We start from the raw sequence: 26,401 nt of genomic DNA, 5'->3' as shown, positions 1-26,401 counted from the left end.
TTTTTTGAAAGGTATGATGGATGCAGATATTAATGCCTAAGCAATCGGGCAAACTCGGTAGACGCCTTTATTTGGCGTTTATCTTTAGTTCGTTACTCACTTTATTGATTGGTGGGGTGATATTTTTTATGTGGGGAAAATTAGCCACTCAAATCAATGCGTCTGTTGGTGACTCCTTACCTATGTTAACCACCAGCTATAATATGGAGCGTTACAGCACTAATTTACAGATGCTATTAAAAGAGCGTGAACAAACACAACGTAAATCAGTTTCAGAACAACAAAAACAGCAGATTTATCAACTATTAGATAATCTGCGCGAGTTTCCGATTGAGCAACAATCACAACGCACTTTTTATAATCAATTAGTGGATGACTTATCAAACTTAATTGAGCAGCAAGATATTTTATTAGATAAACGTCGTGAACTCGAAAATAGGTTAGCACAGCTTTTAGGTCAATTGGCTTGGATGCATGATGCGGTAGGTGAAGATATTAAGCCTCTACTTAATGAAATTGAGTGGCATGTCAGCCAAATGCTTAATGAAAAAAATGTACAGGAAAATAGCTTACAACTGCTTTTAGAATCAACGTTACTTCAAGAGTTATTCACTACAGAAAATGAATTAATTAGCTTAGTGGAAGAAATTGCACATCAACGCTATAGCCGTGATATTGATGTCGCATTTCACTATATAAGTGTCAAAATTGATGAAATTATCGCTTTAAATCAAAAATTAAAAAGCTATCCTTCTACCATTGCTCATCGCCAAGTATTGCAAGAAATTATTGCGATCACTCGTTTTGACGGTGATATCTATCAAACATTGATTGATGATGTCGAAACCGAAAAAAAACTTAAAGCACTTACTCCTAAATTAAATGAAAAATTATCTCAGTTTGATAATGCAGTAAGAAGTAATGTGCTTGCCACCAGTGAAGCATTGAATAAGCTCAATGATAATACGCGACAACTGATGGCAACGGGAAAAATTGTCATTATCTTAATTGTCGTTGCTTCACTATTGCTCAGCATTATTGTCATGAAAATCTTAATAGATAGGCGACTGATTGCTAGATTAAATAAGTTGAGTGATGATCTCGCCCATGTTGCTAAAGGTCATTTAACAGAGCCTGTATTAATTGAAGGGCAAGATGAAATTGGATTATTAAGTCGCCGTTTGCGGCGCTTTTGGCGTCAAATGAAAGAAGTTGAAGCCACGAATGCCCTGAATCTGATTAATAATACCGATGCCAGTTTAATTACTTGTCATCATGATGGACGTATGGAAACCGTCAATCCCAGTGCTGCTACTTTATTAGGTATTGGTCATGAACAGAGCAATAAACCATTATGGTTATTATTTAGTGGTGAAGCCAATACGATATTAAGAGCGCAGTTTAGTCCCACAAGTCCGCTTTATTTGTTTGGGCAAAGTGAGTCTATTGTGAGCATGGTAAAACAAGGAAAGCCTCATTTTCTGCAATTTAATATTCGCGAATATCCTCATAAAGACGAGCATAAATATATTGTGACGATCACGGATATTACTCGCCAAGAATTAAGTCGATTAGAATTAAAACATCTTGTGGCATTAAAAACCCAAGATTTACAAGAAAAGAACCAACAATTAAATGAAGAGATTGTGCGTCGTGAACAAGCACAAAAACACTTAATTCAGACACAAGAAGAGTTAGTGCAAGCGGCCAAAATGGCAGTAGTAGGACAGGCAATGACCAGTCTTGCTCATGAATTAAATCAACCGCTTTCAGCCATTAATACCTACTTATATAGCGTTAAATTAACACTACAGATGGAGAAATATGACCAACTTCCTGATCCCATTGAGCGTATTGAAAAATTATGTGCTCGTATGAATAGGATCATTACGGCATTACGTAATTTTTCTAAAAAATCCTCATCTGAAGTTAGCTATGTTTCAGCGCCGTTACAAGGGCTGGTGGAAAGTGCCATGGTATTAGTGGAATCGCGCTCTAAACGAGAGCAGTGCACCATTATCAATAATATCCCCAGTGAACTGAATATTTGTGCTGATCCAACACAAATAGAGCAGGTCTTAGTTAACCTGTTTGTTAATGCAATGGATGCAGTCGCAGGAATGGGCGAAAGTCAGATCAGCGTCGACCTATTATCGGATGAAGCTAAATATCAACGAGTGGCCATTACCGATAGTGGCAAAGGATTTAATGCTGATGTTTTACCAAAATTATTCACCCCTTTTACCACCACCAAAGATGTTGGGCTAGGGTTAGGGCTATCGATTTGCCGTTCTATTATGCAACGGTTTGGTTATGAAATTTACTTAGCATCGGCATTAAATGGCGGTGCGATGGTTGTTTTGGAGTTTACTCATGACACAGTCACTGCTGTCTGATATTGATGTACTATTAATTGATGATGATGAGGATATTCTCGAATCTTATCGTCATTTGCTTAATCTTGCCGGAATGGTTGCCAGAGTGACTGATTCGCCAGAAAAAGCATTGAGTCTGCTGACACCAGAATATGAAGGTGCGGTAGTGTTAGATATTTACATGCCTGCGATGAATGGCATGGAAGTCTTAGCGCGTATTCAACAAATTGATCCTCGTATTCCGGTGATTATGATCACCGGCCACGGTGATATACCCCTTGCTGTAGAGGCCGTTAAAAAAGGCGCTTATGATTTTATTGAAAAGCCCATTAATCCACCGCTATTTTTAGAGTTAGTTGCTAAAGCGCATAAAGAGCGAAAATCACTTCTTTCACTTAGAAAAACGATGATCACCACCACTCAAGAGCGTCTAGTTGGCGATAGTGCACAAATTACCGCCATTAGACAGCAAGTACAGCAAATTGCTGATATTGATAAAGACTTAATGATTGAAGGTGAGATGGGGACAGGGCGACATCTACTCGCTCAGTTATTACATGAATTAAGTCCTCACAGCGATAAAGCGGTGACTACGGTAGATTGTCAAAATTTAGTAGATATTAAGCCACTGATTGCTCAAATAGAGCAAGAGGAAGTCGGCACACTTATTTTACGCTCCCCTTATGATTTACCTTCTGGTGCACAACGTTGGTTAAGTGCTTACCTATTAGATATGGAAAGGCAGGGTAAGCGCCAATTTAGAACGATCGCGATTTTAGAAAATAATACCCAGCAATTAGTCACTGAAGGGCGATTGATACCTGAGTTCTATTACTACTTTTCGCAAATAACTTTTTCTTTGCCACCATTAAGCGCAAGACGCCCGGATATTATTCCTCTATTTAGAGCCTTTTTACGGCAAAGTGCTCAGCGGCTTGGGATCGCCGTACCAAAAATTGATCGTAATTATCTCGATATATTAAAACGTTATGATTGGCCTGGAAACATTCGTGAGCTACGGAATGTCGCTGAACTCTATGCTGTTGGTATTGTGAAAATGGTTGATAGTGAGCAACATCGTGCCATTATCCCCCCTGAAGGGCCTTTAGATAACTTAGTTGATGATTATGAGCGTCGCTTAATTGAAGATGCACTCTATTTATTTGCTGGCCGTGTGAGCGATGTGGCTGATTATTTAGGTATCCCACGTAAAAAACTCTATTTACGCATGAAAAAGCATGAACTGGATAAAGAGAGTTATAAACCTAAGGTTTGATAGTTATCAATAAGCGCCATTTGGCGCTTATTGCATTAGCACATTAATTTATTGATCCAATAATTAATTCACTACTCTTGAGATCAAGGGTTAATTCTTGTGCTTCTTTTATTTTTAATAATCCATCACCTAAATGAACTAACATAGGTAGCCCCATCTGCGTGGCGATAATGGCACTGTGAGAACAACTATCCCCTTCAGCTAAGGTAATGGCTAATAATTGAGTTGCATCAAACTGAATTAATGTCGAGGGGAATAACTCTTTAGCCACTAAAATAGAGGGTTGTGATGGGGTAAATTTAGGAGGCGTTTTCTGTTGTAAATGGTAAAGAACTTGATTGCGCAGATCACGAAGATCTAACTCCCGTGCTCTCAAATAAGGATCACTGAGAGTACGGTAGAGTTGGATACGTTCTTTCATTTCATTCGTCCAACTCTGCTGAGCGCTAACGTTATCTGTTTTAATACGATCGATAACATTGGTGAGTAATTCTTCATCATCCAGCATCATGATATGGCCGTTAAAAATAGCGCCTATTTGTTCACCTAATGTGTGATTGGCTTTTTCAGCATAGTGCTTCAAATCATTGAGTGTATCTTTTATCGCTTGATTAAATTGCTCAATTTGTATTGTGCTATCGAGTGGTGCAGATAAATTTTCAATAGGAGCTAATTCTAGCTCATGCCAAATAAAAGCCGGTCCCTTGATGGGGGAAGCGGGTACGAGAGTACCGGTTAAACTTTGCTCCGTGAGTTCATCCGGTAATGCTTCGCCAAAACCTTGTTTAGCCAGTGCTAAAAAGGCATCAATAGCCTCATTTTCTTGTTCTCCTGAAGCAATTAAGGTTATTTCATCACCTTGACGAATTTGAATAAGAGAAAGTTGATTTAAACTAAGGGGATTAATGCGTCTATCTCCCTTAATTAATTGATAGTCAGCACGAAATTTTGACAGTAGCTCAACCAGTGTCGCTGCAGGTCTAACGTGTAAACCATGAGGATTTTTTACCACCCAATGAGCTTCTTTGCCGTGCATTTGAATAGAAGGCGTGACATCATTTGGCTCTGAGCCACCCATGTTTTCACCCAATTGCATCTTTTTAGGGGTTAGTGCATGGTTGGCTTCTTCGAGAACCTTTTCTAAGCTAGCTCCGGATGACGCTGCGACAACAGCGGCTAATGTTCCTTCTACCAGTGGAGCTGAGCATAGTGTCACTTTTTGCGCTAATTCTGTATCAAGCAGTTCAATTGCTGTCTCTGTACTGAGTATGGCACTACCTAAATCCATCATAACAATAATGGCATCAGCTTCGGCGAGCGATTCAATCGCCGTCATAATTTTAACAGCGTCAGTACCAATAGGGTGCGCTTCATCATCAACACCTGCGGCAATGGCTAATCGGCAATGCGTTGGGTTAAGCATTTGATTCGCCAACGCCTCAATACCCTCAGCAAGATGTTTACTATGAGAAACAATCACGATATTAATCATGGCAGACCTCTCTTGATTATATTGTGAATGATTATGCGTGGATAGCATTAGACAGCGCTTGGAGGATCAATACCACAGAGGCACTGCCGGGATCTTTATGTCCTATACTGCGCTCACCAAGATAACTGGCACGGCCTTTTTTCGCTTGCATAGGAATAGTTTCCTCCGCCGCTTTTTCTGCAACTTTCAGTGCATTATCAATAGCATCTTCTATAGATAAACTTTGGTCATTCGCATGCTTTAAACTATCAACCACAGGCCACCAAACATCACACATAGTTTTATCATTTGGTTGTGCTTTACCGCGACTGACAATGCCATCAACACCTTCTTTAGTCATTTCATAAAGTTGATTTACATCGAGACTTTGTAATGATGCGGTGGGCTTAGCGGCACGAATAAAGAAGGTGCCAAAAAGAGGACCGCTGGCACCACCAATATTAGACAGTAATGTCATACCGGTATTTTTAAGGATAAAACCAATATCTTTATCGGCAAATTCAGGTAATTTCTCCGCTACCTTTTTGAAGCCTCTATTCATATTTAAGCCGTGGTCAGCATCGCCAATTTCACGGTCAAGATCGGTGAGATAGTCACTGTTTTGTTCAAAAAGTTGAGCGCATTGTTGTAGCCAAAGAATAATTTGATGATGAGTTAATACCATTTTCTGATCCTTAGTTATCGTTATAGGAAAACTTATTTTGTCATCGCAGGTGTAGCAACGGGTGCATCCCACAAAGTAAGTAGCGCGTCATCTACTTTTAATAAGGTAATTGAGATCCCCGACATATCGAGCGATGTACAATAAGAGCCAATTAACGAACGTTCGATGTTAAGACCAAAGTTTTCACAGCACAGGGCAAGGCGATGATAAACACCATATAATTCAGAAAGGGGAGTGGCGCCAAGATTATTGACTAGGGCTATAACACGATCACCTGATTTTAGTGGCTGTTTTTCTTGTGTCTCTTCAATCCAATCACCATTGACTCGATCCCAACTGCGAATGGTGCGCTGATAGTGACCATTTTCAATTAGAGTATTAAACATTGCATCAACGGTATCATTTAATGAAGTAAATGGGCGACGGTCTATTCCTGGCTCTCCGTGGATCCCAACGCCAAATTCCATTTCATTTTCAGGGAGAGTAAAAGAGGGTTTTCCTGCAGCAGGTACGGTGCAAGCCTGTAGTGCAATACCAATAGAAAAACCATTATTATTAATTTGATGACCTAGCTTAACCAAATCATCGAGTGTATCGCCACGCTCAGCCGCCGCACCTAGTAATTTTTCCATTAATACGGTATTCGCTACACCACGACGACCGGCGGTATACAGACTATCTTTAACCGCAACATCATCATCAACTAATACCGTAGCAATTTTTACACCTTCATCATGTAGTAGCTCTGTCGCAGTTTCAAAATTGAGTACGTCACCGGTGTAGTTTTTAACGATCATTAATACACCTTCACCGCTATCAATTGCTTTTGCGCAATCGTACATTTTATCTGGGGTTGGTGAGGTAAAGATCTCACCAGGACATGCCCCATCAAGCATGCCTTTTCCAACAAAACCGGCATGCATTGGCTCATGTCCACTGCCACCTCCAGATAAAAGGGCTACTTTACCTTTTACGGGGGCATCATGACGGGTGACATAAAAAGAAGAGGGATGGAGATTGATTTCAGGGTGGGCTTTAGCAAAACCTTGCAGTTGTTCTGATAAAACATCATCAACACGATTAATAAGCTTTTTCATCTATATACTCCATTTGAAACTTGTATTGAAATTTTATGTAACAGAATGCTGTTACATAAGATTTCGACAAATTCTGATTAAAGGAATGACTCATTTTATGGCTTTTTTAATCAAAACCGCGTTCTGTGGTTGTTGAATTGCTATGTTGCTTTAATAAGCGATATAAGAATGTTTCTGTTGGATTAAATTAAATCTACATCATTTATGGTTATATAAGAACCAGTTAACTTATTTACCTACCAGAATGGGAGCAGGATCATAAAATCAAGGCAAAATAGAGTAAGTAAAAAAGCGTTATATCTCTTGTAACAAGGTTAAGGCTTTTTCTCGTTGCTGTGGCGAGAGATTTTTTATCATTGCTAATAAAAGGGCATCTTGTTTTTTGGCGCTGGGACTTAGAGTATGACTAAAGGTAAGATTTAGCACAAAGGTATGCCCACAAAGCGGATCACGGCAGGCACAGTAAAGATCTGTTAACTCTTTATGCTTGCGATTACTTTTCTTTATCATCGCTTTTTCACCACATTCAGGACAGTAAATTGTTAAAACACGCATGGTATTTTCTCTTTATTATCAATCTATCACCACCTTCTATATTAGCCTAAGTTTGTACAATTACCAGTAATATTATTGTTTTTTTGTATTTTAATTTGTTGTTAACTGATTTTCATCATGAAAAACAAGTTTATTTGTTTATTTGACTAAAAATAATTCGGTTAACCTCGGTTAAACACCATTAACCGACAATAACCGAACAAAGTTACTAGTATAAAATACAAAATTTATAGATAATGATTTCACGTTAAACCTACATGTGGAGATACAACGTATTGAATTTAAATATTATTTAATTTGTTGTAATGACTAATATGTGGAGAAAAATAGGTAATGGATAACCTATTACAAATTAACAAGGAAGTGGGCAAGGATAGTACAAAAGGACGTTGTATTTATCCTTGAGCAAAAGGATCTTGCATATTCCATACAGATTATCTGATTGATACTAGGAGGTGAGGGTTCTTTTTACGGCTAAATACTGTAAGCGAATGCGAGGTATATTCATGGATGAATATGATCACACACTAGTATCATTGGTAGTTGTTGGCGCTTTTATTGCATTAGGGAAGATGCTAGTTGCTAATGAAGTTATCACATTACGACTATTTATTGGCAGGATCATCCTAGGATCAGCGGTTTCTGTTGTGGCAGGTGCTCTGTTGATTTTATGGCCGGGTATTCATCCTATTGCGGTTATGGGGATCGGCTCTGCCCTGGGGATCGCCGGTTATCAACTTGTCGAAATTTGGCTAAGGAAAAAAGGAAATGAGCTATTTTCACGGAAGAAAAACTAAGTGACCAATGATTAATTATCAATAATCAATAAGTTGAGCGTTATATTTGTATTTTATGATATTTGTGTGGTTTCGTATCATAGGGAATTAAGTGATATCCAATAGCGCTATTGATTGGTATGGATTGCAAGTAGCGTAAATTGGGTTGCTCAAGATGAGTATCGAGACTGCGCGACGTGGAGACAAGGAACGTTTATCACGATAAATGAAGATCAAGTCTGCAAGGAAGCCAGTCTTGATCTTCAACCTGTTTAATGACAAGTATGTTATGAGGGAAATTTTTTTAATATTGGTGATTTCTGTTTAAAATAACTGGCTACAAGTAACCCACTGTAAAGCATTGCACCAATAAACCACAATAAGCCATCCCAATATTCAACGCTGTAACTATAAATAAAAGAGAAGAGTAACGGGCCGACAATCCCAGTTATATTCGTTAGACTGACTAACGTTCCTTGTAATTGTCCTTGAACATGATGATCAACAGATTTTGATAAATATCCTTGTAAAGCAGGTTGTCCCATTCCTCCCGCAGCTAAACAGATTAAAGCGGGGAGCATAACCCAAACATGGCTTATCCAGGCTAATAATAAGCAACCAAATGCATCAATTGACATGCTAATGATAACCGTGTTGCGTTCTCCCCATTTTTGCGCCAGTTTTCCTGCGAGAACCGCTTGAAAAAAAATATGTAATACGCCAAGAAATGCAAGAGATAAACCTACTTCAGTAGTGTGCCAAGCGAAACGCACTTGTGTGAATAGCACCCAAATGGTGGCCGGAATTTGCCCTATTAGTTGAATAATAAAATAGGCAATAAGCCAAAAACAGAGACTCTTTTTAATAAAACCAGTGGCAGAGTGAGGCGCTGTTTCCTGATTTAATGCGGATATTTCAGTCGATATTTTTGTGGTTTGAGTTTCTTGGAAACAAAGTAATGAAAATATAAATAATAACGAATGAGAAATAGCCGCAAAGATAAATGGCGTATGGGCGCTGATCTCACCCAGTAATCCCCCTAACATGGGGCCAATAATTAAACCCACACCAAATGCACCACCCAAAAAACCGAAATAGCGTGTTCTTTCATGAGAATGAGTAACATCAGTCATTGCTGATGCGCATACTGCACCAGTGGCTCCTGTTATACCCGCAATAATGCGTCCAATGTAGAGCATCCATAATGAGGTAGAGCAAGCCATTAATAGGTAATCTAATGCCGCACCCAATAGCGAAAATAATAAAATAGGTTTTCTGCCATATTTATCTGATAATTTTCCTAAAATAGGTGCGAAGATCACCTGCATCGTCGCATAGAGTGCTAATAATATACCGTAATGATTGGCGAGTCTGTTTTCGCTCACAAACTCGTTTAATAGTGTTGGTAGTACTGGCATGATAAGGCCAATACCAATGGCATCTAATACTGTGACAAGCAGTATGATAATAATTAATTTATTCATAAATATCCTAAAAATCTATCACTGATAGAGAGGTGAAAAATATCTCTATCAGTGATAGATTGTCAAGAATATTTTATTATGAGGACGCAAATGGCAAAATTAGATAAAGAACAGGTTATTGATAACGCATTGATTTTATTAAATGAAGTCGGTATGGAAGGGTTAACAACACGTAAGTTGGCGCAAAAATTAGGAGTAGAGCAACCGACACTTTATTGGCATGTAAAGAATAAACGTGCGTTATTAGATGCTTTAGCTGAGACTATTTTACAAAAGCATCATCATCATGTTTTGCCATTAGCGAATGAAAGTTGGCAGGATTTTTTGCGTAATAACGCAATAAGTTTTCGTCAGGCGCTATTAATGTATCGTGATGGTGGAAAGATCCATGCAGGCACACGACCATCAGCCAATCAATTTGAGACATCAGAGCAACAATTGCAATTTTTGTGCGATGCTGGCTTTACGTTAACGCAAGCTGTTTATGCATTAAGTTCCATCGCGCATTTTACACTTGGTTCAGTGCTTGAAACCCAAGAACATCAAGAGAGCCAAAAAGAGCGAGAAAAAGTGCCAAAAATAGAGATAAACTACCCACCATTATTAACGCAAGCTATTGATATTATGGATAGTGATAATGGTGAAGCTGCATTCCTTTTTGTGCTCGATGTGATGATTTCAGGGCTAGAAACAGTGCTAAATAATCATCATTAAATAGGCTGACGCCCCTTAGGGGCGATGAGTTGCCCTTGTCTATCTGCGATATTGATTTGCACAATACAGCCAGCATTAAAATGTAAATAATCCTCTTCAATGCCGTCTGAGAAAATAACACCATTTTCGGGCATTAAAGATCCTAATTGCAATGGAGAGTCCGGCTCAATCGTGCCAAAAGTTAAAGCGGTGCCTGTTGTTCTACTAGGAAATGGCTCTCTTACACTAAATTGTAATTTTTTATCACTCCAGCTAAACCCTTGTAAAAGAGGGTGTGATGCTTTTCCGGTGATGGCCATGGCTCCAGCAAGAATAGATTGAAACCACCCTGTAGAGCCAAGTCCCGTTGATACAATAATGCCTGATGAGGATTGCACTTCTTGAGAGTCTCCCCATTGTAAGATATAACGTGCGGAAGTGTGGCTTTTAGGGCCAATAAATAAGTCATTAACCGCTAACAGTGATTGACCATCATTGGTTTTTGCTTGTGCAAAAGTGACCGAATTAAAAGGCATTTTGTGATTTATTGTATTAATTATAATCTCTTTCAATTGCCCTATTTCAAAGGGCAAGAGCTTACCATCCCATCTTGAAGGGTCTGGATTGATAGCAATAACGGGTTGTTGATTAAGATATTTCAGAGTATTAGCGACGAGGCCATCTTGACCTATTACCACTACAATATCATGAGAGGAAAATTGATAACTAGGCAATAATCCTCTTTCCAAGAGCTGAAAACGTCCAAATGATTTTAAAATAAGCTCAGCTTCTGTGAGTTGTTTTTGATAGAGATTATGTTCATTAAGATAATCTGTTACCTCAACATGGTTATGTTCTAAATAGAATTTGGCTTGTGACCAAGTGTTAAAACGCTCAATTAATTCTTGTAGGCGACTTTTTCGCATCACTAATATGAAACGAAAATCGGTATTATTTTTCATAGGTTATCCTCTTTTTTTCATAAATTGCCTAAATAAATCAGGAGTGATATTTAATTCACCAATTTTTCCTGAATTAAGCGCTAAAGTTTCAAATGCCATTGCCATTAATTGTTGTGAGTCCATTTTTGCTAGAGCCATTGCTTTGAGATTTTCAACGGGCAACTCACGGTAAGCTCGCATAGTTGCTTCAATAGCATAAGCATCAGCATCAGATTGTATGCGTTGATTTTCCGCACTTAACGCGACTAATTCTTTACGTTTTGCTTCGGCATTGACTTTGGCTTCAAGACGCTCTTTTTCTATTTCGGCTTGTTCACGTAATAGGGTACGTTCATTTTCTAAACGAGCTTCTTCAATTTCTTGTCGTTTACGCTGTATAGATAGGTCTGTTTCTAATTCAGCTTCTTTAATGGTGCGCTCTTGCTCTACTGAGAATTTACGACGTGCATAAATTGCATCATCAGCCTCTTTGAGTAAGGATTCCCGCGCCTCAGCTTCTAATGCTTTAAGCGTTTCGGGAGAGGGTGAGATGGCCGCAATAGAAACATCTAAAATAGTAATACCTAAGGCCTCTAATGAAGGGTGTTCAGTAAGTTGTTTCATCACTAAAGTAACCAAGGATTGGCTAAGTTGTAGTGCTTCTCGTAAAGGGGTGCTTTGGATCTTGGCTTGGATCAGGGTTTGAGCAATACGCACCACGCGATCGTTGAGCTTTAGGGGATCTTCACTGGCGTAAGATTTGCCATTCTTACTTAAATTAAAGTTGAGGACTTCAGCAGCTTTTTCAGGTGATGTGACTTGGAATGAAATTTGTCCTTGAATACGTAGTGCCTGAAAATCAGCAGTTTGGAAGTTAAAGATAAAAGGGGCTTCTTGTGCATTTAACGGCAGTGCTGCAATAGATGTTGTCGCCGAATTATACCAAAAACTTAAGCCTTTACCTTGTTGGCGCACTTTCCCGTTGACCGATTTAATAATAAATGTTGATGAGTCTGCTTTGAAATAATTTAAGTTAAACATAGTGTTCTCCAGTTAGTGTCCTTATGACATTAACAGTATATTGTCTTATGGACACTATTGGTGTCAAGTCATTTAGTGTCTTTATGACAAAATTTGATTTTCATGTGTTTAACATTAAAATAAACTCATTATCTTTTTACAAAGTGCAGACCATGAACGAACAAAATTTTTTAGCAAATTACAATCGCCGTGATTTTTTATCGCCGCTTATTACTGTTGATTCAGTACTATTCACTTACCATGAAGGGCAGTTAAAAGTGCTCTTGGTGGAAAGAGCTAATCATCCTGAAAAAGGAAAATGGGGATTACCTGGTGGCTTTGTTGATGAAACACAAGACAACTGCCTAGAAGATACTGTGCTTAGAAAATTAAAAGAGAAAACAGGGGTGATCCCGCCGTACATTGAACAACTCTGCTCAGTGGGAAATAATCAGCGCGATGTAAGAGGTTGGTCTGTTACTGTATGTTACACGGCGTTAATTGCTCACCAAGCATGTAAAGCGCATATTGATAGTGTGGATCATGTGATGTGGTTACCTATTGATGAAGTAGCACAGAAAAATCTGGCATTTGATCATAATGAACTGATTGCGCAAGCGAGAGAGCGATTAAAGCAAAAATCGCTTTATTCTATTGTGCCAGGATTTGCGTTACCTGAAGTGTTTACTTTGCCTGAATTACAGCATGTGCATGAGATATTGATAGGTAAAGAGATCCAGAAAAAATCTTTTAGACGAAGGATTGAACAAGCCGACTTATTAATTGATACCGGAGAAAAACGTGCTGAGAAGGGACGCCCTGCTAGTCTCTATCGACTTAAGAAGTCGTCTGCGGATTATCGTTTTATTCGTAATCTTGAATTTTAATATATAGAGTATTTTTTTAAAATCGCTATACTCTTTTTAAGTTAGCAAATTATCATTAGAATTATTAATGTCTTAAAAATTACTCTGATAACAATTATGAAAATAAAATTTATTCTTTTGGGGGTATTTGGCGGTATTCTTTTATTAAGTGGGTTTGTTGCTCATGCAATAAAAACGATACCTTTGGATATGCAAAAAGAAGCTACTGTAGTTTCTGTCGAAAAACCGAAAATAGTATCACGACAATTTCCTTATTATCCTACAGGCGCTAAAACCGCTAATATTGAAGGCGATGTAGAGGTTAGGTTTGATGTGGATAAAAATGGTAATGTACAAAATATTAGGATATCAGATGATCCTATTGCAGCGATATTTGCTCCCTCTGTTTCACTGGCGATGAAGCATTGGCGATACGAATCAGGTAAACCGGCTAAAGATTTAAAAGTGGTTATACAATTCAGATTAGAAAATGTGAAACATAACGGATTTAATCAATCACATTAAATGAATAAAATAAATAACGTATAAACATTATTTTACCATTAGGGGGAATGACAATTATCCGTACAGGGTTATTGAAAAATATCAATGAAATAACTCGATATTAAATACCAAGTTATTTCATATAATTACCCTATTTATTTTTTATCTTGGAGAGCAACTTGAATTAAATGTTCTACATAATTATCAACAAGAAACTCAACCGTCTGACTTCGGGTTGTACTTCTTAAAAACGAAAGTTTATCTATTTTCCGTAGTGCTGACATTTTTAAAGATAGTGATACTGATTTTTTCTTATCTTTATCTAAATAAACACGACTCGTTGTGCCACTATGTTGTAGTTCTTCATTCGAAGATAATGCCTCTCGCATACGACGTAATGTTTTATTATCAAGCTGACCTCGTTCAGTCATTTGATACGATCTGGATGATTTACTGTACTTAATTTCAGCACTATAAGACTCTCTTATTTCTTTTAAAACACGGGTGAGCGTTGGCTCCGAGCATTCAAGAGCAGAAATAATCTTAATCGTGGGGACTTTTTTCCCTGTACTTAAAAGTATAGCCAGCTTAAAAACTCTGATTTGGCGAGAGCTCAATTGCATGTTTGGTTACCACGTATCTGTCAATTGTGTGTTAAGAAATTAGACCCAGCTTTTATTGTGTCTGTATTATTTTTCTACAAGTATATCTGAAATAATGTCAAATATTAAAGATTTTATAAAATAACAACCGAAATAAAAATATTGTTAAATAATATGTTAAAGTTTTATAAATAGGAGTTCTAGTTAAAGATATTATTCTTTAACTAGAGACTAAGTTTAAAATATTAATAAATAAAAAAATGCTTATAGTAAATATAAAAACGAATATTTAAACTTATGGTGTATTAAATCGTTGAACACTATTTTTTGAATTGGGAATAATGCCATACAGTTTTGCTCTAGTTAAAATACTTAATGCCCAACGGCGATGTGTTGCCGGTTCACACATGGCACCATGAGATTTAAATACGGCTTGTGTTGAATTTAAGATGCGCAACGCATCGGAATGATCAGACTGAGATACCATTAATGCCTGTTCTATTTTGTCTATCTGCTTGGGATGAATAGCGGTTTTGCCCACTAAACCATTGGCAATATCGAGGGCTAATTCTCTATCCATAATTTGTTGATCATCAATATGCTCACAAACAGGAGCGGTAAGCGCAAACTGACGAGCACCAAATACAGCAACCAACATTTTTATCACGTATCCCATAGGTCCATCATAGAGTGTTAAATGGCGATTACGTCTAAGAGAAATAACATTCATTAAATCATTTCCACCGATACGTAAGGCAATAATTCTCTTATGGCAAGGGTGGGCTAGTAGCAAGTCTGCCAGTGAGGTCATTTGAAGAACGTCGAACACTTCTTCTGTTTCCAATGTTGGCATCATACATAAATGGGTGGGTTTGATGATACGCCACCAAAGGGGTAATGAAGCTTGGGTAAATTTAGGTAATACTAAGCCGTCAATCACGGTTAAATCTACATGCTCAACCAGCCATTGCGCCATTTCTGTATGGCGGGGGCGTATAAATAGCAACGGCCATTCAGTACAATCATGATGCTTTTTATAGTCTGATAATGTGGTTAATAATGTTGCTAGATTTTGTAATGCTTGTGGAATATCAGTATCACTGACGGCATCTTCTAAACAAATAATTAATGAACGTAATCCATCAATTTTTTGATCAATAATTGTTGCGGCGATATCGGTTCGTGTTGCGGGCATATACAGCGTTGCCCCTAAATTCCAAGGGGATAATCGTTCAATCATTATTGCACCTTTTTAATGATAGTAACGGCACGATATTGTCCTAATGCTTTACCTGCCTCGGTTACAGTAATATTTTTTTGTTTAGCAAGATAAATCAGTAATGCAACATCAGGATCTGCAATTTCTTTTACCAGAATATGCTCAGGTACACGGCGTAAAACGGCGCGAGTTGCTTCAGCAATACCGGGTTTTATACGATTGATATTTGAAATGTCATATTTGTTGGCAAGTAAACTAACGACATTTTCGCTCAGTTTTTTTAAGTCTGACGGTTGATGTTTAAATGTGGCGAGTGGAATATCGTTATCTATTAAGGCGTCAACTATTTTTCCCACAGTATCAACAAGATAGCGACTACATTCATATTGTTTTAAATGTTGGCAATCGACAAAACCATGGAAGCCTTGCTCTGTCCAAATTGAACGTGAAATTAATCCTGAAACGGGCGCTCCCATAATCCCAAAAGGGATTAGCCAATCTTCATCACTGGCACTTAACCAAGCGCAACCACAAGGATCAGCAAGGACGACAAGATGGGGTTGTGCAGGAAAACCTTCACGTCCCGCCAATGAACGAATTAACTCATTTGTGATAGCGCCTTTTCCTGTCCACCCATCAACAAATACAATACCTTCTGTCCCATGGCGTTGCTCAATCCATGAAAGCGCTTCGTTATCAATACCCCTATCACGAATAATGCTAATACCATAGTGATAAGACGTTTTTCCCATTTTGCGCAAGGTCTGTTGTAACATCACGCCAAGTGGAACACCCGCACGCACAAGACTTGTCAGAATAATAGGGGTGTCACCAAAATGCGCAATAAGTGATTTTGCTAGCATAATTACTTGTGTTGCTAAACGTGTTGCGCCAGCAGCCAGTGCTTTTTCAAACAGTTCAAGATGCCAGGTTGTGGGTTCTGGCTCTTGGCTTAACATATCAGAATAGTGACGTTTACCAGACTGTATAAGTTCTTCTTTTAACTCAACAGGTGTCATTTCAATCTTGACGGGTTGCAGTAAAAAATCAACATCACCCAGTAGATAAGAGCCTGAAAAAGGCTGATGATCCATCATGTTTATTCTCCAAAAATTTTTGTGTTGATCGCATTCGCGAATTGGCTTTGGCGGGGAATAGCATACCAATTGCATAATTTCATAAAGCGATGATCACTTAGGCTATCGCCGAAACCAATCACAGGAAAAACGCCACGTTCTGCTTTTAATTTATTAAGCAAATAAGTGACGGCTTTACCTTTTTCAATTGGCTCAGGTAACCAAGCAATATTGTTACTGTTACGATGAATATAAAAACCTTTGGTTGAGAATATTTTTTCTATCTCATCACCGATAGCATATAGCTCATCTAATCGAGCGCTATCGTTATGCTTCATCACTAAATAAATGGGTAAATCATCATATTCATAGTTAATTCTCGCCCAACCATCAATATTACGTTCAGCCATTAATTGGGTAATAGATTGCTGTAACCTAAGTAAAGGTTGCTTATAAGGTGTTAAGCTTTGTGTGATATGGTGTTGCCATTGTTCATCTGCGACTTTTTCTGGGGTTAAGACAACAGCACCGTGTGTGGTAATAGCCCATGAATGAAAAGGAATAGTGACACGGCTCATTTCTTCCGTTCCACGTGCTGTGACTGGAATTAAATCAGCATGTTCTAGCATCCAATCAACCAGCATAGCTTGCTCTTGAGTCATAAAGCTACGTGGCGCTAAACTTCTATCCAACGCACCAGTTTTATAGGGTGCAAGCGCTAACTCATCCACCATTTTGCGACGAGTTTGAAATAAGGTATCGTCAAGATCGGCTAAAATAACAGGGTTAGTCATAGCTAATTACTTCAACAATAGGGGCAACTTTATAGAGAGCCTTAATAAGTTGACTATCAATACTTTCGGCAGGGGTTTCACAACAAAGCAGAATGCGATCAAATTGCTGATGAGCCACGTTATAGACAAAGTTAGGAATGCCTAATCCGTAATTGTCAGTAAAAGTTATCGCTGATTGGATAGCAAAATTAGTGGCAATAGGTGAGCGAGTCGTCGAGCTATATTTTACAATAGCCCCTTGTTTTTCTAAGCGTTCTGCTAATAAAAAGGGTTCCCAGACAAATTCACCAGAGCCTAAAACCAATATTTTTTCACCCTCAGAAACATGAATAAATAGGCCAAGATCATTAGCAGGGGTTGTCATGCCTAAGCGTCCCCAGCTTTGTTTTCCTGTGATAGCAACCTGTCCTGAAGCAGTAATATTGACATTTGGCATAACAGGTAATGGTGCATCGGGATTGGCTTGCCATTGCCATTTTCCCTGCACTAAAGAGAAGGTTGTTATGGGTAATGGTGAACGCTTTTGCAGAGCATCACCACTCCAATCGGTTAATGTGACAGCAATAATCTGCTTAATTTGTGTTAACTTGCCTTCTTCACGTAATGCAGACAGCAAGTTAAGAAAGGTATTACCTGTGGTTGCTTCATCATCAATTAACACAATGGTTTTCGCTTGCTGGATCCATTGGCGTTGTTCTAGGTTATGAGGCAAATAAAGTAGGTGATCAGTTGCATGACTGTGATTTTCTTTAAATTTACAGAATAATTCACCATCAGCAATAGGATGGCGCGTTGAAGTAAGGTAGAGGGCTTGAGGATAGCGATCTCTTACTTCATCAAAAATCCCCGCACCTAAACCGACCGCAGTTTCTGCCATACCAATAAAAAGAATAGGGCCTTCGAGTGATTGAGGAAATTGTTTGGCCATTTGTTGATAAGTTTCACGCATTTTCTTAGGTGAAACAGGAATATGGCGCCCTAATACTTTACTGACAAACAAAAAAGCGCGCTTAGGGTTGCGTCTTTCCGCAATATCAAAAAGTTCATCAAGATGTTCTAATGAGCAATTTGGCGTTACGCTTAATGTGCCACAAGTGAGTTGGCGACGATAAACAGAAGAGCCAATCAAACTATTCATTATTCTTTATTATCCGTACTAATTAGTTTTTTAAGTGCATTTATCTGGGTATAAGCTAAGCCGTGTTGAACATAACGTCACATACTGTGAATGTTTAAGCTAAAACCTGTTTTCTCATCATGAAGTTTCTATTTTATCATGTCAATCATAATGTGATCTATTTTACTTTAATTTAAAATAATTAGGTTAATGCGGTATTTTTTGTTTTTAACTTAAGTTTTAATTGTGTTTATCTATAAAAATTTCTTTTATTTCAATATGTTTACAATCTCTTGAAGTAAGTTGATAAAAATAGACTTGCCGAACTACTTCATCATGATATGATGATTTATAATTTGTATTTATATGCAAGTGATATTGTTGTTTCATTCTACCTTTGAAGGGAGTTAATTATGGTTTCATTACGCAAGGATCAGACAGTCTCTCTCAGTAAACAAGCCCCTGCACTGAGTCACCTAATGTTTGGTTTAGGCTGGGATCCTATTAAGAAAAAGGGATTTCTCGGTGGACTCTTTGGTGGTAATAATTCGATAGATTTAGATGCAAGTTGTGTATTACTCGATGTAAATGGTAAACAAATCGATACTATTTGGTTTCGTAAACTAAAATCAACTTGTCAGTCCGTTATTCACTCAGGAGATAACTTAACAGGAGAGGGTGATGGTGATGATGAAACTATTTTTGTTGATTTAAATCGTCTTCCTTCATTGGTTGAATATTTGGTTTTCACTGTCAATAGTTTCCGTGGGCAGACCTTTAATGAAGTTGAAAATGCGTTTTGTCGAGTTGTCGATAAAACAACCAATAAAGAGCTTGCTCATTACAAATTAACGGAACAAGGCGCTCATACAGGGATCGTGATTGCCGCTTTACAACGTAATCAAGGACAATGGGATTTCACGGCTTTTGGCTCACCTTGTAAAGGGCTTGTCATTGACGAGATGATGCCAGATATTTTGGCGACGGTGGTGCGATAAATGACCCTAACACCTGGCGGAAATATATCCGTACCTGATCAAACGTTAATGGTGCGTATTCACTCAGGCTCACCTGTTGATGTATCTGCATTTAGGCTTTATGCCTCAGGAAAAGTGAACGGTGATGCTGATATGGTGTTTTATGGTCAAACCACTAATGATGATCGTACTATTATTTATGCAACAGCAGGTAATAGCACGTCGTTTACGGTTGACTTAACTCGCTTACGACCGGATGTCGATAGAATTGCTTTTACTGCAACTTGTGAAGGGCAACAAACCATTGCTCATCTACAACATTTGTCTATTCAAGTTGATGCTAACAATAATGTCGTTGCGAACGGCCATGTTGATATCGATGGACGCACTGAAGCGGCATTAATTTTAGGTGAGCTATACCGTCGCAATGGAAGTTGGAAATTTCGGTTTATTGCACAAGGATTTAACGGTGGATTAAAACCATTGGCGGAATATTTTGGTGTTGATATTGCTGATCCTGAACCAGCACCAGCACCAGCACCGAGCTCAGTGAATTTAAGCAAGGTTTCGCTAACTAAAGAGAAACCTGCAATTAGCTTAACTAAAAAGGATGATTTCGGCAAAATCCGCATTAACCTCGATTGGCATCGAGAAAGTAAAAGCAGTGGTTCCGGGTTATTAGGTGGATTATTTGGTGGTAACAAAGGTATTGATTTAGATATTGGCGCCTTTGTTGAACTACAAGATGGTTATAAGTCAGTGATCCAAGCCTTAGGAAATGGATTCGGTGATTTTAATCGCATGCCTTATGTTGAGTTACAAGGTGATGATCGCACTGGTGATGTAGCGGGTGGCGAGTGGATTTTTATCAATGGACGTGAATGGAAAAATATCAAGCAAGTGCTTATTTTTACTTTTATTTATGAAGGGGTTCCTAACTGGAGTAAAACAGATGGTGTGGTCACTATTCATGTTCCCGAGCAACCACCTATCGAAACACGTTTAACGGATGGTAATAATGGTCGAGCTATGTGTGCCATTGCACGACTTGTTAATGAAAACGGATCAATCAAAGTTGAACGTCTCAATGAATTTTTTAAAGGCCATCGCGATATGGATAATGCCTACGGATGGGGATTTCGCTGGACTGCTGGATCTAAGTGAATACACGAAATAAGGAGAATAAAAATGAGTTTTTTCAATAAATTAAAAGAAGGTTTTAATTCCGGGCGAGCGGAGTTAACTAAGCAAGTCAGTCGTTTTAAAAACAAAAAATTTATGCAAGGTACGGTCGCAGTTTGTGCTCGTATCGCTATTGCCAGCGATGGTGTGAGTTCTGAAGAAAAGCAGAAGATGCTCGGTTTTTTAAAAGCATCAGAAGAGCTTAAAGTCTTTGATACCTCCGAGGTGATCGAATTCTTTAATAAGCTAATTAGCAGTTTTGAATTTGATACTGAAGTCGGTAAAGGTGAAACGATGAAGTATATTCTGGCAATGAAAGATCAGCCAGAAGCTGCACAATTAGCGATCCGTGTCGGTATTGCTGTTGCGAAAAGTGATGGTGATTTTGACAATGACGAAAAAGAGGCGGTGCGTGCTATTGCCGTTGCATTAGGCTTTGAGCCCGCAGAGTTTGATTTGTAATTAATTTTATATAGGGAACCGTTTAGGAATAATTATGGTATCCACACATATTGGTTTTCCGACAGAAACTGTCATTGTTTTTGTTGTACTTGCGATAGGCGCTATTTTTATCGATTTATTTATGCATCGTGCAGATAAGCCGATAACGTTAAAGAATGCTGTTTTTTGGTCAATATTCTGGGTAGTCGTTGCCATGGCATTCGCGGGTTTTTTATACGTCCACCATGGTGCAGAAGTTGCAAGCTTATTCGTGACGGGTTATGCATTAGAGAAAGTACTGTCTGTCGATAACCTATTTGTCATGATGGCGATTTTCTCTTGGTTTGCGGTTCCTGATCGTTTCCGTCACCGCATTCTGTATTGGGGGATCATTGGTGCCATTGTATTCCGTGCGATCTTTGTTGCTATTGGTACCGGCTTATTAAGTTTAGGGCCTTACGTTGAGATAGTCTTTGCTCTGATTGTTGCTTGGACAGCCGTAATGATGCTGAGAAGTGGGAATGATAGTGAAGAAATTGAAGACTATTCACAGCATCTTGCTTATCGCTTAGTAAAACGATTTTTCCCTATATGGCCAAAAATTACTGGACATGCCTTCTTATTAACACAAAAAGAGGTTGATGTAGAGTTAGCAAAACCGGAAAACAAAGACATAACTATCGGGCGAGGTACAAAAGCTGCGTTATATGCGACACCGCTTATGTTGTGTGTGGCGGTGGTAGAGCTTTCTGATGTGATGTTTGCTTTCGATTCGGTGCCTGCAATCATTGCCGTTAGTCGTGAGCCACTGATTGTTTATAGTGCAATGATGTTCGCTATTTTGGGCTTACGTACTCTCTACTTTGTGTTAGAGGCATTAAAACAGTATCTGATTCACCTTGAAAAAGCGGTTATTGCATTGCTGTTCTTTATTGCTGTAAAGCTGGGGCTTAATGCAACAGATCATATTTGGCAGCATGGATATAGCATTTCCGCGACAACCAGCCTATTCGTAGTGCTTGGTGTTCTTGCTCTGGGTATTCTGGCAAGTTTTGTATTCCCAGAAAAAAAGAATAAATAAGGTAAATAATGATAACCGATATTCTTGGGAAATTAGAATATCGCAACATAAATTGAAGAGGTTGAAGATGAGCGTTTCTCTTTCTAAAGGTGGTAATGTTTCTTTAAGCAAAGCAGCCCCAACGATGAAAAACGTCCTAGTCGGACTTGGTTGGGATGCCCGTTCTACAGATGGTCAAGATTTTGACTTAGATGCATCTGCATTTCTGTTAGCCGCTAATGGAAAAGTACGTAGCGATGCCGATTTCATTTTTTATAACAACTTAAGATCTGCCGACGGCTCTGTTGTTCACACTGGTGATAACCGAACAGGTGAAGGTGATGGTGATGATGAAGCACTAAAAATCAAACTAGATACCATCCCCAGTGATGTCGAAAAAATTATCTTTGTAGTGACTATCCATGAAGCGCAAGCGCGTCGTCAAAGCTTTGGTCAGGTATCTGGTGCGTTTATTCGTTTAGTTAATGATGACAACCAAATTGAAGTTGCTCGTTATGATTTAACGGAAGATGCATCAACGGAAACGGCGATGTTATTTGGTGAGTTATATCGTCATAACGGTGAGTGGAAATTCCGTGCTGTAGGCCAAGGATATGCAGGGGGCTTAGGCTCAGTATGTGCGCAATATGGTATTAACGCCTCTTAATCGTATGTTATGAAATCACAAATTACTGGCAGTTATTCCTAATTGTCAGTTTATTCAACACAGTAGGAGCTTTGATATGGCTGTTTCCCTTGTTAAAGGTGGTAATGTTTCGCTAACTAAAGAAGCACCAACCATGACGGTGGCTATGGTTGGTTTAGGATGGGATGCCCGCGTGACAGATGGCGCTGAGTTTGATTTAGATGCGTCAGTATTCATGGTCGGTGAAGATGGAAAAGTGCTTTCAGATGCAAGTTTTATCTTCTTTAATAATAAAGTGAGCCAATGTGGTAGTGTTGAACACCAAGGCGATAATCGTACTGGAGAAGGCGAAGGTGATGATGAACAAGTCAAAATCACTTTATCCAAAGTTCCTGCTGAAGTGAAAAAACTGGTTTTTGCTGTCACTATTTACGATGCTGAAAACCGCAAACAAAACTTTGGTATGGTGAGCAACAGTTTTATGCGCGTTTATAATAACGACAATAACACTGAAATTGCACGTTTTGATCTTTCTGAAGATGCCTCTACGGAGACGGCGATGATCTTTGGTGAACTCTATCGTCATGGTTCAGATTGGAAATTTAAAGCAGTAGGCCAAGGTTTTGCGGGTGGTTTAGGCGCACTAGCCGCACAACATGGCGTCAATATTTAATCTTTCGCTAATAAAAGCGCCAAGATGACTAGATAAATAGTTAGTTTATGGATAAAGCGGGAAAATACGTTTCCCGCTTTATTTTTATATAAACACTTATGAGTCTTTTTTAAGCGTTATTTTAATAGGTGATTTTTTTGACTTATTACTTCCTGTGTGGAAATAGCGCCAATGTGGATCTTGTGCAGCATAGAGTAATTCATGATCACCACGTGAATCGCCCCACGCCCTTAAGTGGTATTGAGTAAGATCGCCATAGACACGCTCTAATCGTTTGATTTTTTCGCCACAACGGCAGTTATTGCCAATGATTTTTCCTGTCAGCACACCATCAACCACTTCAAGTGTTGTTCCTATTAACTTTATACCAAGTCGATCCGCAAAAGGTTGCAACACCATAGCTGGAGAAGCTGAACAAATGGTCACTTCAGCATGACGGTTAATCTCTTCAGCAACGGCTAATAAACCTGCAGGACGCATTAACTTACTCCAGTAAGCTTTACAAAAGGCTTCGGCTTTTTCTTTGAGCCATTCTTCTTTGATATCGGTTAAAAAAGTTTTAATCAGCACTTCTTTTAATTCATCACGAGTCAGTTTACGTCTAAAACAACGTAATGTGGGGAATACCATTTTGATAATACGACGAGCAAATTTACGACGCCCAAAGGCAAACTTTAGAAAAGGGATAAAGCTATCGTGATAGGTTAAAGTACCATCAAAATCAAACACTGATAATGTTTTTACGGTGTTTTTTGCGTTTTCAAATTGTGGTTGCATAAATATTGAGCTCCGTAAATCATCAGAGTTTATGAGGTAAAGCGCCTATTATATCATTGTTCTCAAAATGAGATAGTATCATCAGTATCTTATTGAAAAAATAAGGTTTTTATTTTTAATCGTTGATGATATTAGTCATATAAAATGAAAATTGATATTGAGCATAAAGAAGAATGCACTAATTGATAGCGAATTATGTTTTAAAAGAATTGGTTTGTTTTATTTTATAATATACTAATAATTATAGCAGTTATTAAAAATAACTTATTTTGTTTATGATATAAAAATTTATTTAAAATAAAAATCAATGACCTAGTGTTATCTCTAATAATTAAATAAAAATATCATTGTGTCGATAAAAAATAAATCTTATCGATATGCGCATATAGGTATTTTTATCATGAGTATTAAACGAACCGTAAAATTAGGCTCTTCTTTACTGTTATTGATTTTTATTCTATCGTCTGCCTTATCTTCATTTTTTATTTATAAAATGCAAAACAATTTTACTCAAGTTGATGTCTTATCTGCACGTTATGACGATGTGTTGATGGCTCGTTATCAACTGGCTATTATGCGTTCTAATGTCAATTATCTATTACAAGACAAAGATAGTCGTGTCGCAGATCGTAACAAAATTATTCAGCAAAATAAAAAGCTAGCTATCATGGCTAAAAACACCATGGAAACATGGGTGAAAGAGAAGAAAATGACTGTTGCAGCACAAAAAAATGCTGATGATATTTCGACGTTATTTTATAATCTGATAGATAAATTAGTTTTAGATCCTAATAAATTAGCGACAATAAAGATAAAAGCTAATCAATTTGATCAAGATTTTGAACATCTTGATCAATTATTTGAAAAATATATTCAGACTAGAAATAAAAATAGTCTCTACCTTACTCATAAACAAGATTCAATGGTTGAGTTTTCTATCTACTCAACAATTATCTCATTAATTATTTTATTAATTGTTTTGTACTTTGTGCTTCATTGGATCAATAAAACCTTTGTCTCTAATCTTAATACATTGTCTGAGATATTAAATAAAGTAGGTAATGCTGACTTGGTTTTTTCTGTACCACAAGTAAAAAATGATGAGTTTGGTAAACTTTTTTCCCGTGTCAGTGATATGCAAAAAGCATTAACCTCGACAATCTTTTCTGTCAAAAAAGAGGCTATGGATATAAAAGGGGGCGCATTTAAAATTGCTTCTGGTAATCAAGAGCTTTCATCTCGTACAGAAGAACAATCCAGTGCTTTACAACAAACCGCTGCCAGTATGGAGCAGATCAAAATAGCCGTTGCTAACAATACCGATAACACAATTGAAGCAAATAATATTATTAATCAATCTACTGACATTGTTATGGATGGCGCTAATGTCATGAAAGAAGCCGTGTTATCGATGAAGAAAATAGAACAAGGTGCAGTGAAAGTTGGGGAAATTAATGATGTTATTAATAAATTAGCCAATCAAACTAATATTTTGGCCTTAAATGCTGCCGTAGAAGCAGCAAGAGCTGGCGAGCAAGGGCGTGGGTTCACCGTTGTGGCCGCTGAGGTACGGAACTTAGCCGCAAAAAGTGCTGAAGCAGCAAAAGAGATTAGCCAAGTTCTTAAAGCATCTATCAATGATGTTACCTATGGTACAAATTTAGTTAATAAAAGCGGTGAGTGCATGCAAGAGATTGTCTCTTCCATTTCAAAAGTAAACAAGATCATGCAAGGGATTAGTTTAGCGTCGGAAGAGCAACGTCTTGGTGTCGAACAAATTGCAGTAGCAATTAATCAAATGGATACGGTAGTACAACAAAATGCCTCTTTGGTCGATCTTGCCGCCTCTTCTACCATGATGTTAAACGATAAAGCACAAGTGCTGATGGATAATGTCGCAGTCTTTAATATTGACGATCTTGAAAAAGAGCCAGAGCAGAAACAAGAGTTAATCAATGAACAAGAATAAACTACGATAATAGTATAAAACATCATCTTTTATCACTGAGGGTGGTGTGTGTAAAACATTTGTGTCGATAATTCTGATTAATGAGTAAATAAAATCTATCCACTGCCGATATATGAATACATTTA

The 26,401-nt window shown here is 38.1% G+C and carries 26 protein-coding genes; 13 read left to right on the top strand and 13 right to left on the bottom strand.

The features are described 5' to 3' along the window. Positions 1-20 precede the first annotated feature (20 nt). Together PMI_RS11905 and PMI_RS11900 are read left to right on the top strand one after the other, a co-directional pair. Positions 21-2,396: an ATP-binding protein gene (locus PMI_RS11905; protein WP_004250191.1), complete on the top strand. Its 2,376-nt coding sequence runs from the start codon at positions 21-23 to the stop codon at positions 2,394-2,396. Continuing rightward, positions 2,374-3,651, top strand: coding sequence for a sigma-54-dependent transcriptional regulator (locus PMI_RS11900; protein ID WP_004245628.1), 1,278 nt, complete (start codon positions 2,374-2,376; stop codon positions 3,649-3,651). The genes PMI_RS11905 and PMI_RS11900 overlap by 23 nt, the downstream gene beginning before the upstream one ends. A 43-nt stretch (positions 3,652-3,694) precedes the next feature. Here the strand turns inward: PMI_RS11900 and dhaM are convergent, their stop codons facing one another. The 4 genes from dhaM to PMI_RS11880 all read right to left on the bottom strand — a co-directional run bounded on the left by dhaM (position 3,695) and on the right by PMI_RS11880 (position 7,459). Further along, positions 3,695-5,143 (bottom strand): dihydroxyacetone kinase phosphoryl donor subunit DhaM, encoded by a 1,449-nt coding sequence (gene dhaM, locus PMI_RS11895; RefSeq protein ID WP_004250192.1) that lies wholly within the window; start codon positions 5,141-5,143, stop codon positions 3,695-3,697. Positions 5,144-5,174: 31 nt separating this feature from the next. Next, positions 5,175-5,807 carry a dihydroxyacetone kinase subunit DhaL gene (dhaL, locus tag PMI_RS11890; protein ID WP_004249430.1) on the bottom strand — a complete coding sequence of 211 codons (633 nt, stop codon included), beginning with the start codon at positions 5,805-5,807 and terminating at the stop codon, positions 5,175-5,177. Positions 5,808-5,839: 32 nt separating this feature from the next. Next, positions 5,840-6,904, bottom strand: a complete 1,065-nt coding sequence (gene dhaK / locus PMI_RS11885) for a dihydroxyacetone kinase subunit DhaK (protein WP_004245625.1) — start codon at positions 6,902-6,904, stop codon at positions 5,840-5,842. Between the two features lie 294 nt (positions 6,905-7,198). After that, complete coding sequence (locus PMI_RS11880; protein WP_004245624.1) at positions 7,199-7,459, bottom strand: Ogr/Delta-like zinc finger protein; 261 nt, start codon at positions 7,457-7,459, stop codon at positions 7,199-7,201. 506 nt (positions 7,460-7,965) lie between these two features. On the opposite strand from PMI_RS11880, the gene PMI_RS11875 reads away from it, so the two are divergent. Beyond that, positions 7,966-8,256: a phage holin family protein gene (locus PMI_RS11875; RefSeq protein WP_004249433.1), complete on the top strand. Its 291-nt coding sequence runs from the start codon at positions 7,966-7,968 to the stop codon at positions 8,254-8,256. A gap of 266 nt (positions 8,257-8,522) precedes the next feature. Here the strand turns inward: PMI_RS11875 and tet(J) are convergent, their stop codons facing one another. Then, the gene (gene tet(J) / locus PMI_RS11870) at positions 8,523-9,719 is read right to left on the bottom strand and encodes a tetracycline efflux MFS transporter Tet(J) (protein ID WP_012368343.1); all 1,197 of its coding nucleotides are present in this window, start codon (positions 9,717-9,719) and stop codon (positions 8,523-8,525) included. 90 nt (positions 9,720-9,809) lie between these two features. Here tet(J) and tetR(J) point away from each other — a divergent pair, with 90 nt between their 5' ends. Next, on the top strand, positions 9,810-10,433 hold the full coding sequence (gene tetR(J) / locus PMI_RS11865; RefSeq protein WP_012368342.1) for a tetracycline resistance transcriptional repressor TetR(J): 624 nt from the start codon (positions 9,810-9,812) through the stop codon (positions 10,431-10,433). Here the strand turns inward: tetR(J) and PMI_RS11860 are convergent. Further along, positions 10,430-11,374, bottom strand: coding sequence for a diacylglycerol kinase catalytic domain-containing protein (locus PMI_RS11860; protein WP_004245619.1), 945 nt, complete (start codon positions 11,372-11,374; stop codon positions 10,430-10,432). The two genes, tetR(J) and PMI_RS11860, sit on opposite strands and share 4 nt — an antisense overlap. A gap of 3 nt (positions 11,375-11,377) precedes the next feature. Then, the gene (locus tag PMI_RS11855) at positions 11,378-12,394 is read right to left on the bottom strand and encodes an SPFH domain-containing protein (protein WP_012368341.1); all 1,017 of its coding nucleotides are present in this window, start codon (positions 12,392-12,394) and stop codon (positions 11,378-11,380) included. A 152-nt stretch (positions 12,395-12,546) separates the two neighbouring features. Here PMI_RS11855 and PMI_RS11850 point away from each other — a divergent pair, with 152 nt between their 5' ends. Further along, entirely contained in the window at positions 12,547-13,260 is a 714-nt protein-coding gene (locus PMI_RS11850; RefSeq protein WP_012368340.1) for an NUDIX hydrolase, read from the top strand. Between the two features lie 96 nt (positions 13,261-13,356). Further along, a complete protein-coding gene (locus tag PMI_RS11845; RefSeq protein WP_004249439.1) occupies positions 13,357-13,764 on the top strand; it encodes a TonB family protein in 408 nt (135 codons plus the stop codon). Between the two features lie 134 nt (positions 13,765-13,898). Here the strand turns inward: PMI_RS11845 and PMI_RS11840 are convergent, their stop codons facing one another. The 5 genes from PMI_RS11840 to PMI_RS11820 all read right to left on the bottom strand — a co-directional run bounded on the left by PMI_RS11840 (position 13,899) and on the right by PMI_RS11820 (position 18,572). Then, positions 13,899-14,366, bottom strand: coding sequence for a hypothetical protein (locus PMI_RS11840; protein ID WP_004245615.1), 468 nt, complete (start codon positions 14,364-14,366; stop codon positions 13,899-13,901). 274 nt (positions 14,367-14,640) lie between these two features. After that, positions 14,641-15,585 (bottom strand): HpcH/HpaI aldolase/citrate lyase family protein, encoded by a 945-nt coding sequence (locus tag PMI_RS11835; RefSeq protein ID WP_004245614.1) that lies wholly within the window; start codon positions 15,583-15,585, stop codon positions 14,641-14,643. Next, positions 15,585-16,661, bottom strand: a complete 1,077-nt coding sequence (locus PMI_RS11830) for a cysteine protease StiP family protein (RefSeq protein WP_004245613.1) — start codon at positions 16,659-16,661, stop codon at positions 15,585-15,587. Before PMI_RS11830 ends, PMI_RS11835 begins: the two co-directional genes overlap by 1 nt. Positions 16,662-16,663: 2 nt before the next feature. Continuing rightward, positions 16,664-17,434, bottom strand: coding sequence for an HAD family hydrolase (locus tag PMI_RS11825; protein ID WP_004245612.1), 771 nt, complete (start codon positions 17,432-17,434; stop codon positions 16,664-16,666). After that, positions 17,427-18,572: a phosphoribosyltransferase domain-containing protein gene (locus tag PMI_RS11820; RefSeq protein ID WP_012368339.1), complete on the bottom strand. Its 1,146-nt coding sequence runs from the start codon at positions 18,570-18,572 to the stop codon at positions 17,427-17,429. Before PMI_RS11820 ends, PMI_RS11825 begins: the two co-directional genes overlap by 8 nt. A 392-nt stretch (positions 18,573-18,964) precedes the next feature. Here PMI_RS11820 and PMI_RS11815 point away from each other — a divergent pair, with 392 nt between their 5' ends. The 6 genes from PMI_RS11815 (at position 18,965) to PMI_RS11790 (ending at position 23,530) form a co-directional block, all read left to right on the top strand. Beyond that, a complete protein-coding gene (locus PMI_RS11815) occupies positions 18,965-19,549 on the top strand; it encodes a tellurium resistance-associated protein TerZ (RefSeq protein ID WP_004250201.1) in 585 nt (194 codons plus the stop codon). Further along, positions 19,550-20,692 carry a TerD family protein gene (locus tag PMI_RS11810; protein WP_012368338.1) on the top strand — a complete coding sequence of 381 codons (1,143 nt, stop codon included), beginning with the start codon at positions 19,550-19,552 and terminating at the stop codon, positions 20,690-20,692. 24 nt (positions 20,693-20,716) lie between these two features. After that, the gene (locus PMI_RS11805) at positions 20,717-21,172 is read left to right on the top strand and encodes a tellurite resistance TerB family protein (RefSeq protein ID WP_004245607.1); all 456 of its coding nucleotides are present in this window, start codon (positions 20,717-20,719) and stop codon (positions 21,170-21,172) included. A 34-nt stretch (positions 21,173-21,206) separates the two neighbouring features. Beyond that, positions 21,207-22,232: a TerC/Alx family metal homeostasis membrane protein gene (locus PMI_RS11800; RefSeq protein WP_004245605.1), complete on the top strand. Its 1,026-nt coding sequence runs from the start codon at positions 21,207-21,209 to the stop codon at positions 22,230-22,232. A gap of 67 nt (positions 22,233-22,299) precedes the next feature. Then, positions 22,300-22,878 carry a tellurium resistance membrane protein TerD gene (gene terD, locus PMI_RS11795; RefSeq protein WP_004249446.1) on the top strand — a complete coding sequence of 193 codons (579 nt, stop codon included), beginning with the start codon at positions 22,300-22,302 and terminating at the stop codon, positions 22,876-22,878. Positions 22,879-22,954: 76 nt separating this feature from the next. Then, positions 22,955-23,530, top strand: coding sequence for a TerD family protein (locus PMI_RS11790; protein ID WP_004245603.1), 576 nt, complete (start codon positions 22,955-22,957; stop codon positions 23,528-23,530). A gap of 96 nt (positions 23,531-23,626) precedes the next feature. On the opposite strand, the gene PMI_RS11785 is transcribed toward PMI_RS11790, so the two are convergent. Continuing rightward, on the bottom strand, positions 23,627-24,307 hold the full coding sequence (locus PMI_RS11785; protein ID WP_012368337.1) for an HAD family hydrolase: 681 nt from the start codon (positions 24,305-24,307) through the stop codon (positions 23,627-23,629). 400 nt (positions 24,308-24,707) lie between these two features. On the opposite strand from PMI_RS11785, the gene PMI_RS11780 reads away from it, so the two are divergent. Next, on the top strand, positions 24,708-26,276 hold the full coding sequence (locus PMI_RS11780; protein WP_004245601.1) for a methyl-accepting chemotaxis protein: 1,569 nt from the start codon (positions 24,708-24,710) through the stop codon (positions 26,274-26,276). The last annotated feature ends 125 nt before the right edge of the window (positions 26,277-26,401 follow it).

Origin of the sequence: Proteus mirabilis HI4320, from assembly GCF_000069965.1 — a bacterium.
GTDB lineage: Bacteria > Pseudomonadota > Gammaproteobacteria > Enterobacterales > Enterobacteriaceae > Proteus > Proteus mirabilis.
This window is presented reverse-complemented; position numbering and strand designations above follow the sequence as displayed.

Bases quoted from the DNA above. Each gene is read 5' to 3' on its own strand.
- dhaM (WP_004250192.1), bottom strand. From the start codon at position 5,143: ATGATTAATATCGTGATTGTTTCTCATAGTAAACATCTTGCTGAGGGT.
- PMI_RS11820 (WP_012368339.1), bottom strand. From the start codon at position 18,572: ATGAATAGTTTGATTGGCTCTTCTGTTTATCGTCGCCAACTCACTTGT.
- PMI_RS11880 (WP_004245624.1), bottom strand. From the start codon at position 7,459: ATGCGTGTTTTAACAATTTACTGTCCTGAATGTGGTGAAAAAGCGATG.
- PMI_RS11790 (WP_004245603.1), top strand. From the start codon at position 22,955: ATGGCTGTTTCCCTTGTTAAAGGTGGTAATGTTTCGCTAACTAAAGAA.
- dhaK (WP_004245625.1), bottom strand. From the start codon at position 6,904: ATGAAAAAGCTTATTAATCGTGTTGATGATGTTTTATCAGAACAACTG.
- PMI_RS11850 (WP_012368340.1), top strand. From the start codon at position 12,547: ATGAACGAACAAAATTTTTTAGCAAATTACAATCGCCGTGATTTTTTA.
- PMI_RS11815 (WP_004250201.1), top strand. From the start codon at position 18,965: ATGGTTTCATTACGCAAGGATCAGACAGTCTCTCTCAGTAAACAAGCC.
- PMI_RS11905 (WP_004250191.1), top strand. From the start codon at position 21: ATGCAGATATTAATGCCTAAGCAATCGGGCAAACTCGGTAGACGCCTT.
- dhaL (WP_004249430.1), bottom strand. From the start codon at position 5,807: ATGGTATTAACTCATCATCAAATTATTCTTTGGCTACAACAATGCGCT.
- PMI_RS11840 (WP_004245615.1), bottom strand. From the start codon at position 14,366: ATGCAATTGAGCTCTCGCCAAATCAGAGTTTTTAAGCTGGCTATACTT.
- PMI_RS11875 (WP_004249433.1), top strand. From the start codon at position 7,966: ATGGATGAATATGATCACACACTAGTATCATTGGTAGTTGTTGGCGCT.
- terD (WP_004249446.1), top strand. From the start codon at position 22,300: ATGAGCGTTTCTCTTTCTAAAGGTGGTAATGTTTCTTTAAGCAAAGCA.
- PMI_RS11805 (WP_004245607.1), top strand. From the start codon at position 20,717: ATGAGTTTTTTCAATAAATTAAAAGAAGGTTTTAATTCCGGGCGAGCG.
- PMI_RS11835 (WP_004245614.1), bottom strand. From the start codon at position 15,585: ATGATTGAACGATTATCCCCTTGGAATTTAGGGGCAACGCTGTATATG.
- PMI_RS11860 (WP_004245619.1), bottom strand. From the start codon at position 11,374: ATGAAAAATAATACCGATTTTCGTTTCATATTAGTGATGCGAAAAAGT.
- PMI_RS11855 (WP_012368341.1), bottom strand. From the start codon at position 12,394: ATGTTTAACTTAAATTATTTCAAAGCAGACTCATCAACATTTATTATT.
- PMI_RS11800 (WP_004245605.1), top strand. From the start codon at position 21,207: ATGGTATCCACACATATTGGTTTTCCGACAGAAACTGTCATTGTTTTT.
- PMI_RS11825 (WP_004245612.1), bottom strand. From the start codon at position 17,434: ATGACTAACCCTGTTATTTTAGCCGATCTTGACGATACCTTATTTCAA.
- PMI_RS11845 (WP_004249439.1), top strand. From the start codon at position 13,357: ATGAAAATAAAATTTATTCTTTTGGGGGTATTTGGCGGTATTCTTTTA.
- PMI_RS11900 (WP_004245628.1), top strand. From the start codon at position 2,374: ATGACACAGTCACTGCTGTCTGATATTGATGTACTATTAATTGATGAT.
- PMI_RS11785 (WP_012368337.1), bottom strand. From the start codon at position 24,307: ATGCAACCACAATTTGAAAACGCAAAAAACACCGTAAAAACATTATCA.
- PMI_RS11830 (WP_004245613.1), bottom strand. From the start codon at position 16,661: ATGATGGATCATCAGCCTTTTTCAGGCTCTTATCTACTGGGTGATGTT.
- PMI_RS11780 (WP_004245601.1), top strand. From the start codon at position 24,708: ATGAGTATTAAACGAACCGTAAAATTAGGCTCTTCTTTACTGTTATTG.
- PMI_RS11810 (WP_012368338.1), top strand. From the start codon at position 19,550: ATGACCCTAACACCTGGCGGAAATATATCCGTACCTGATCAAACGTTA.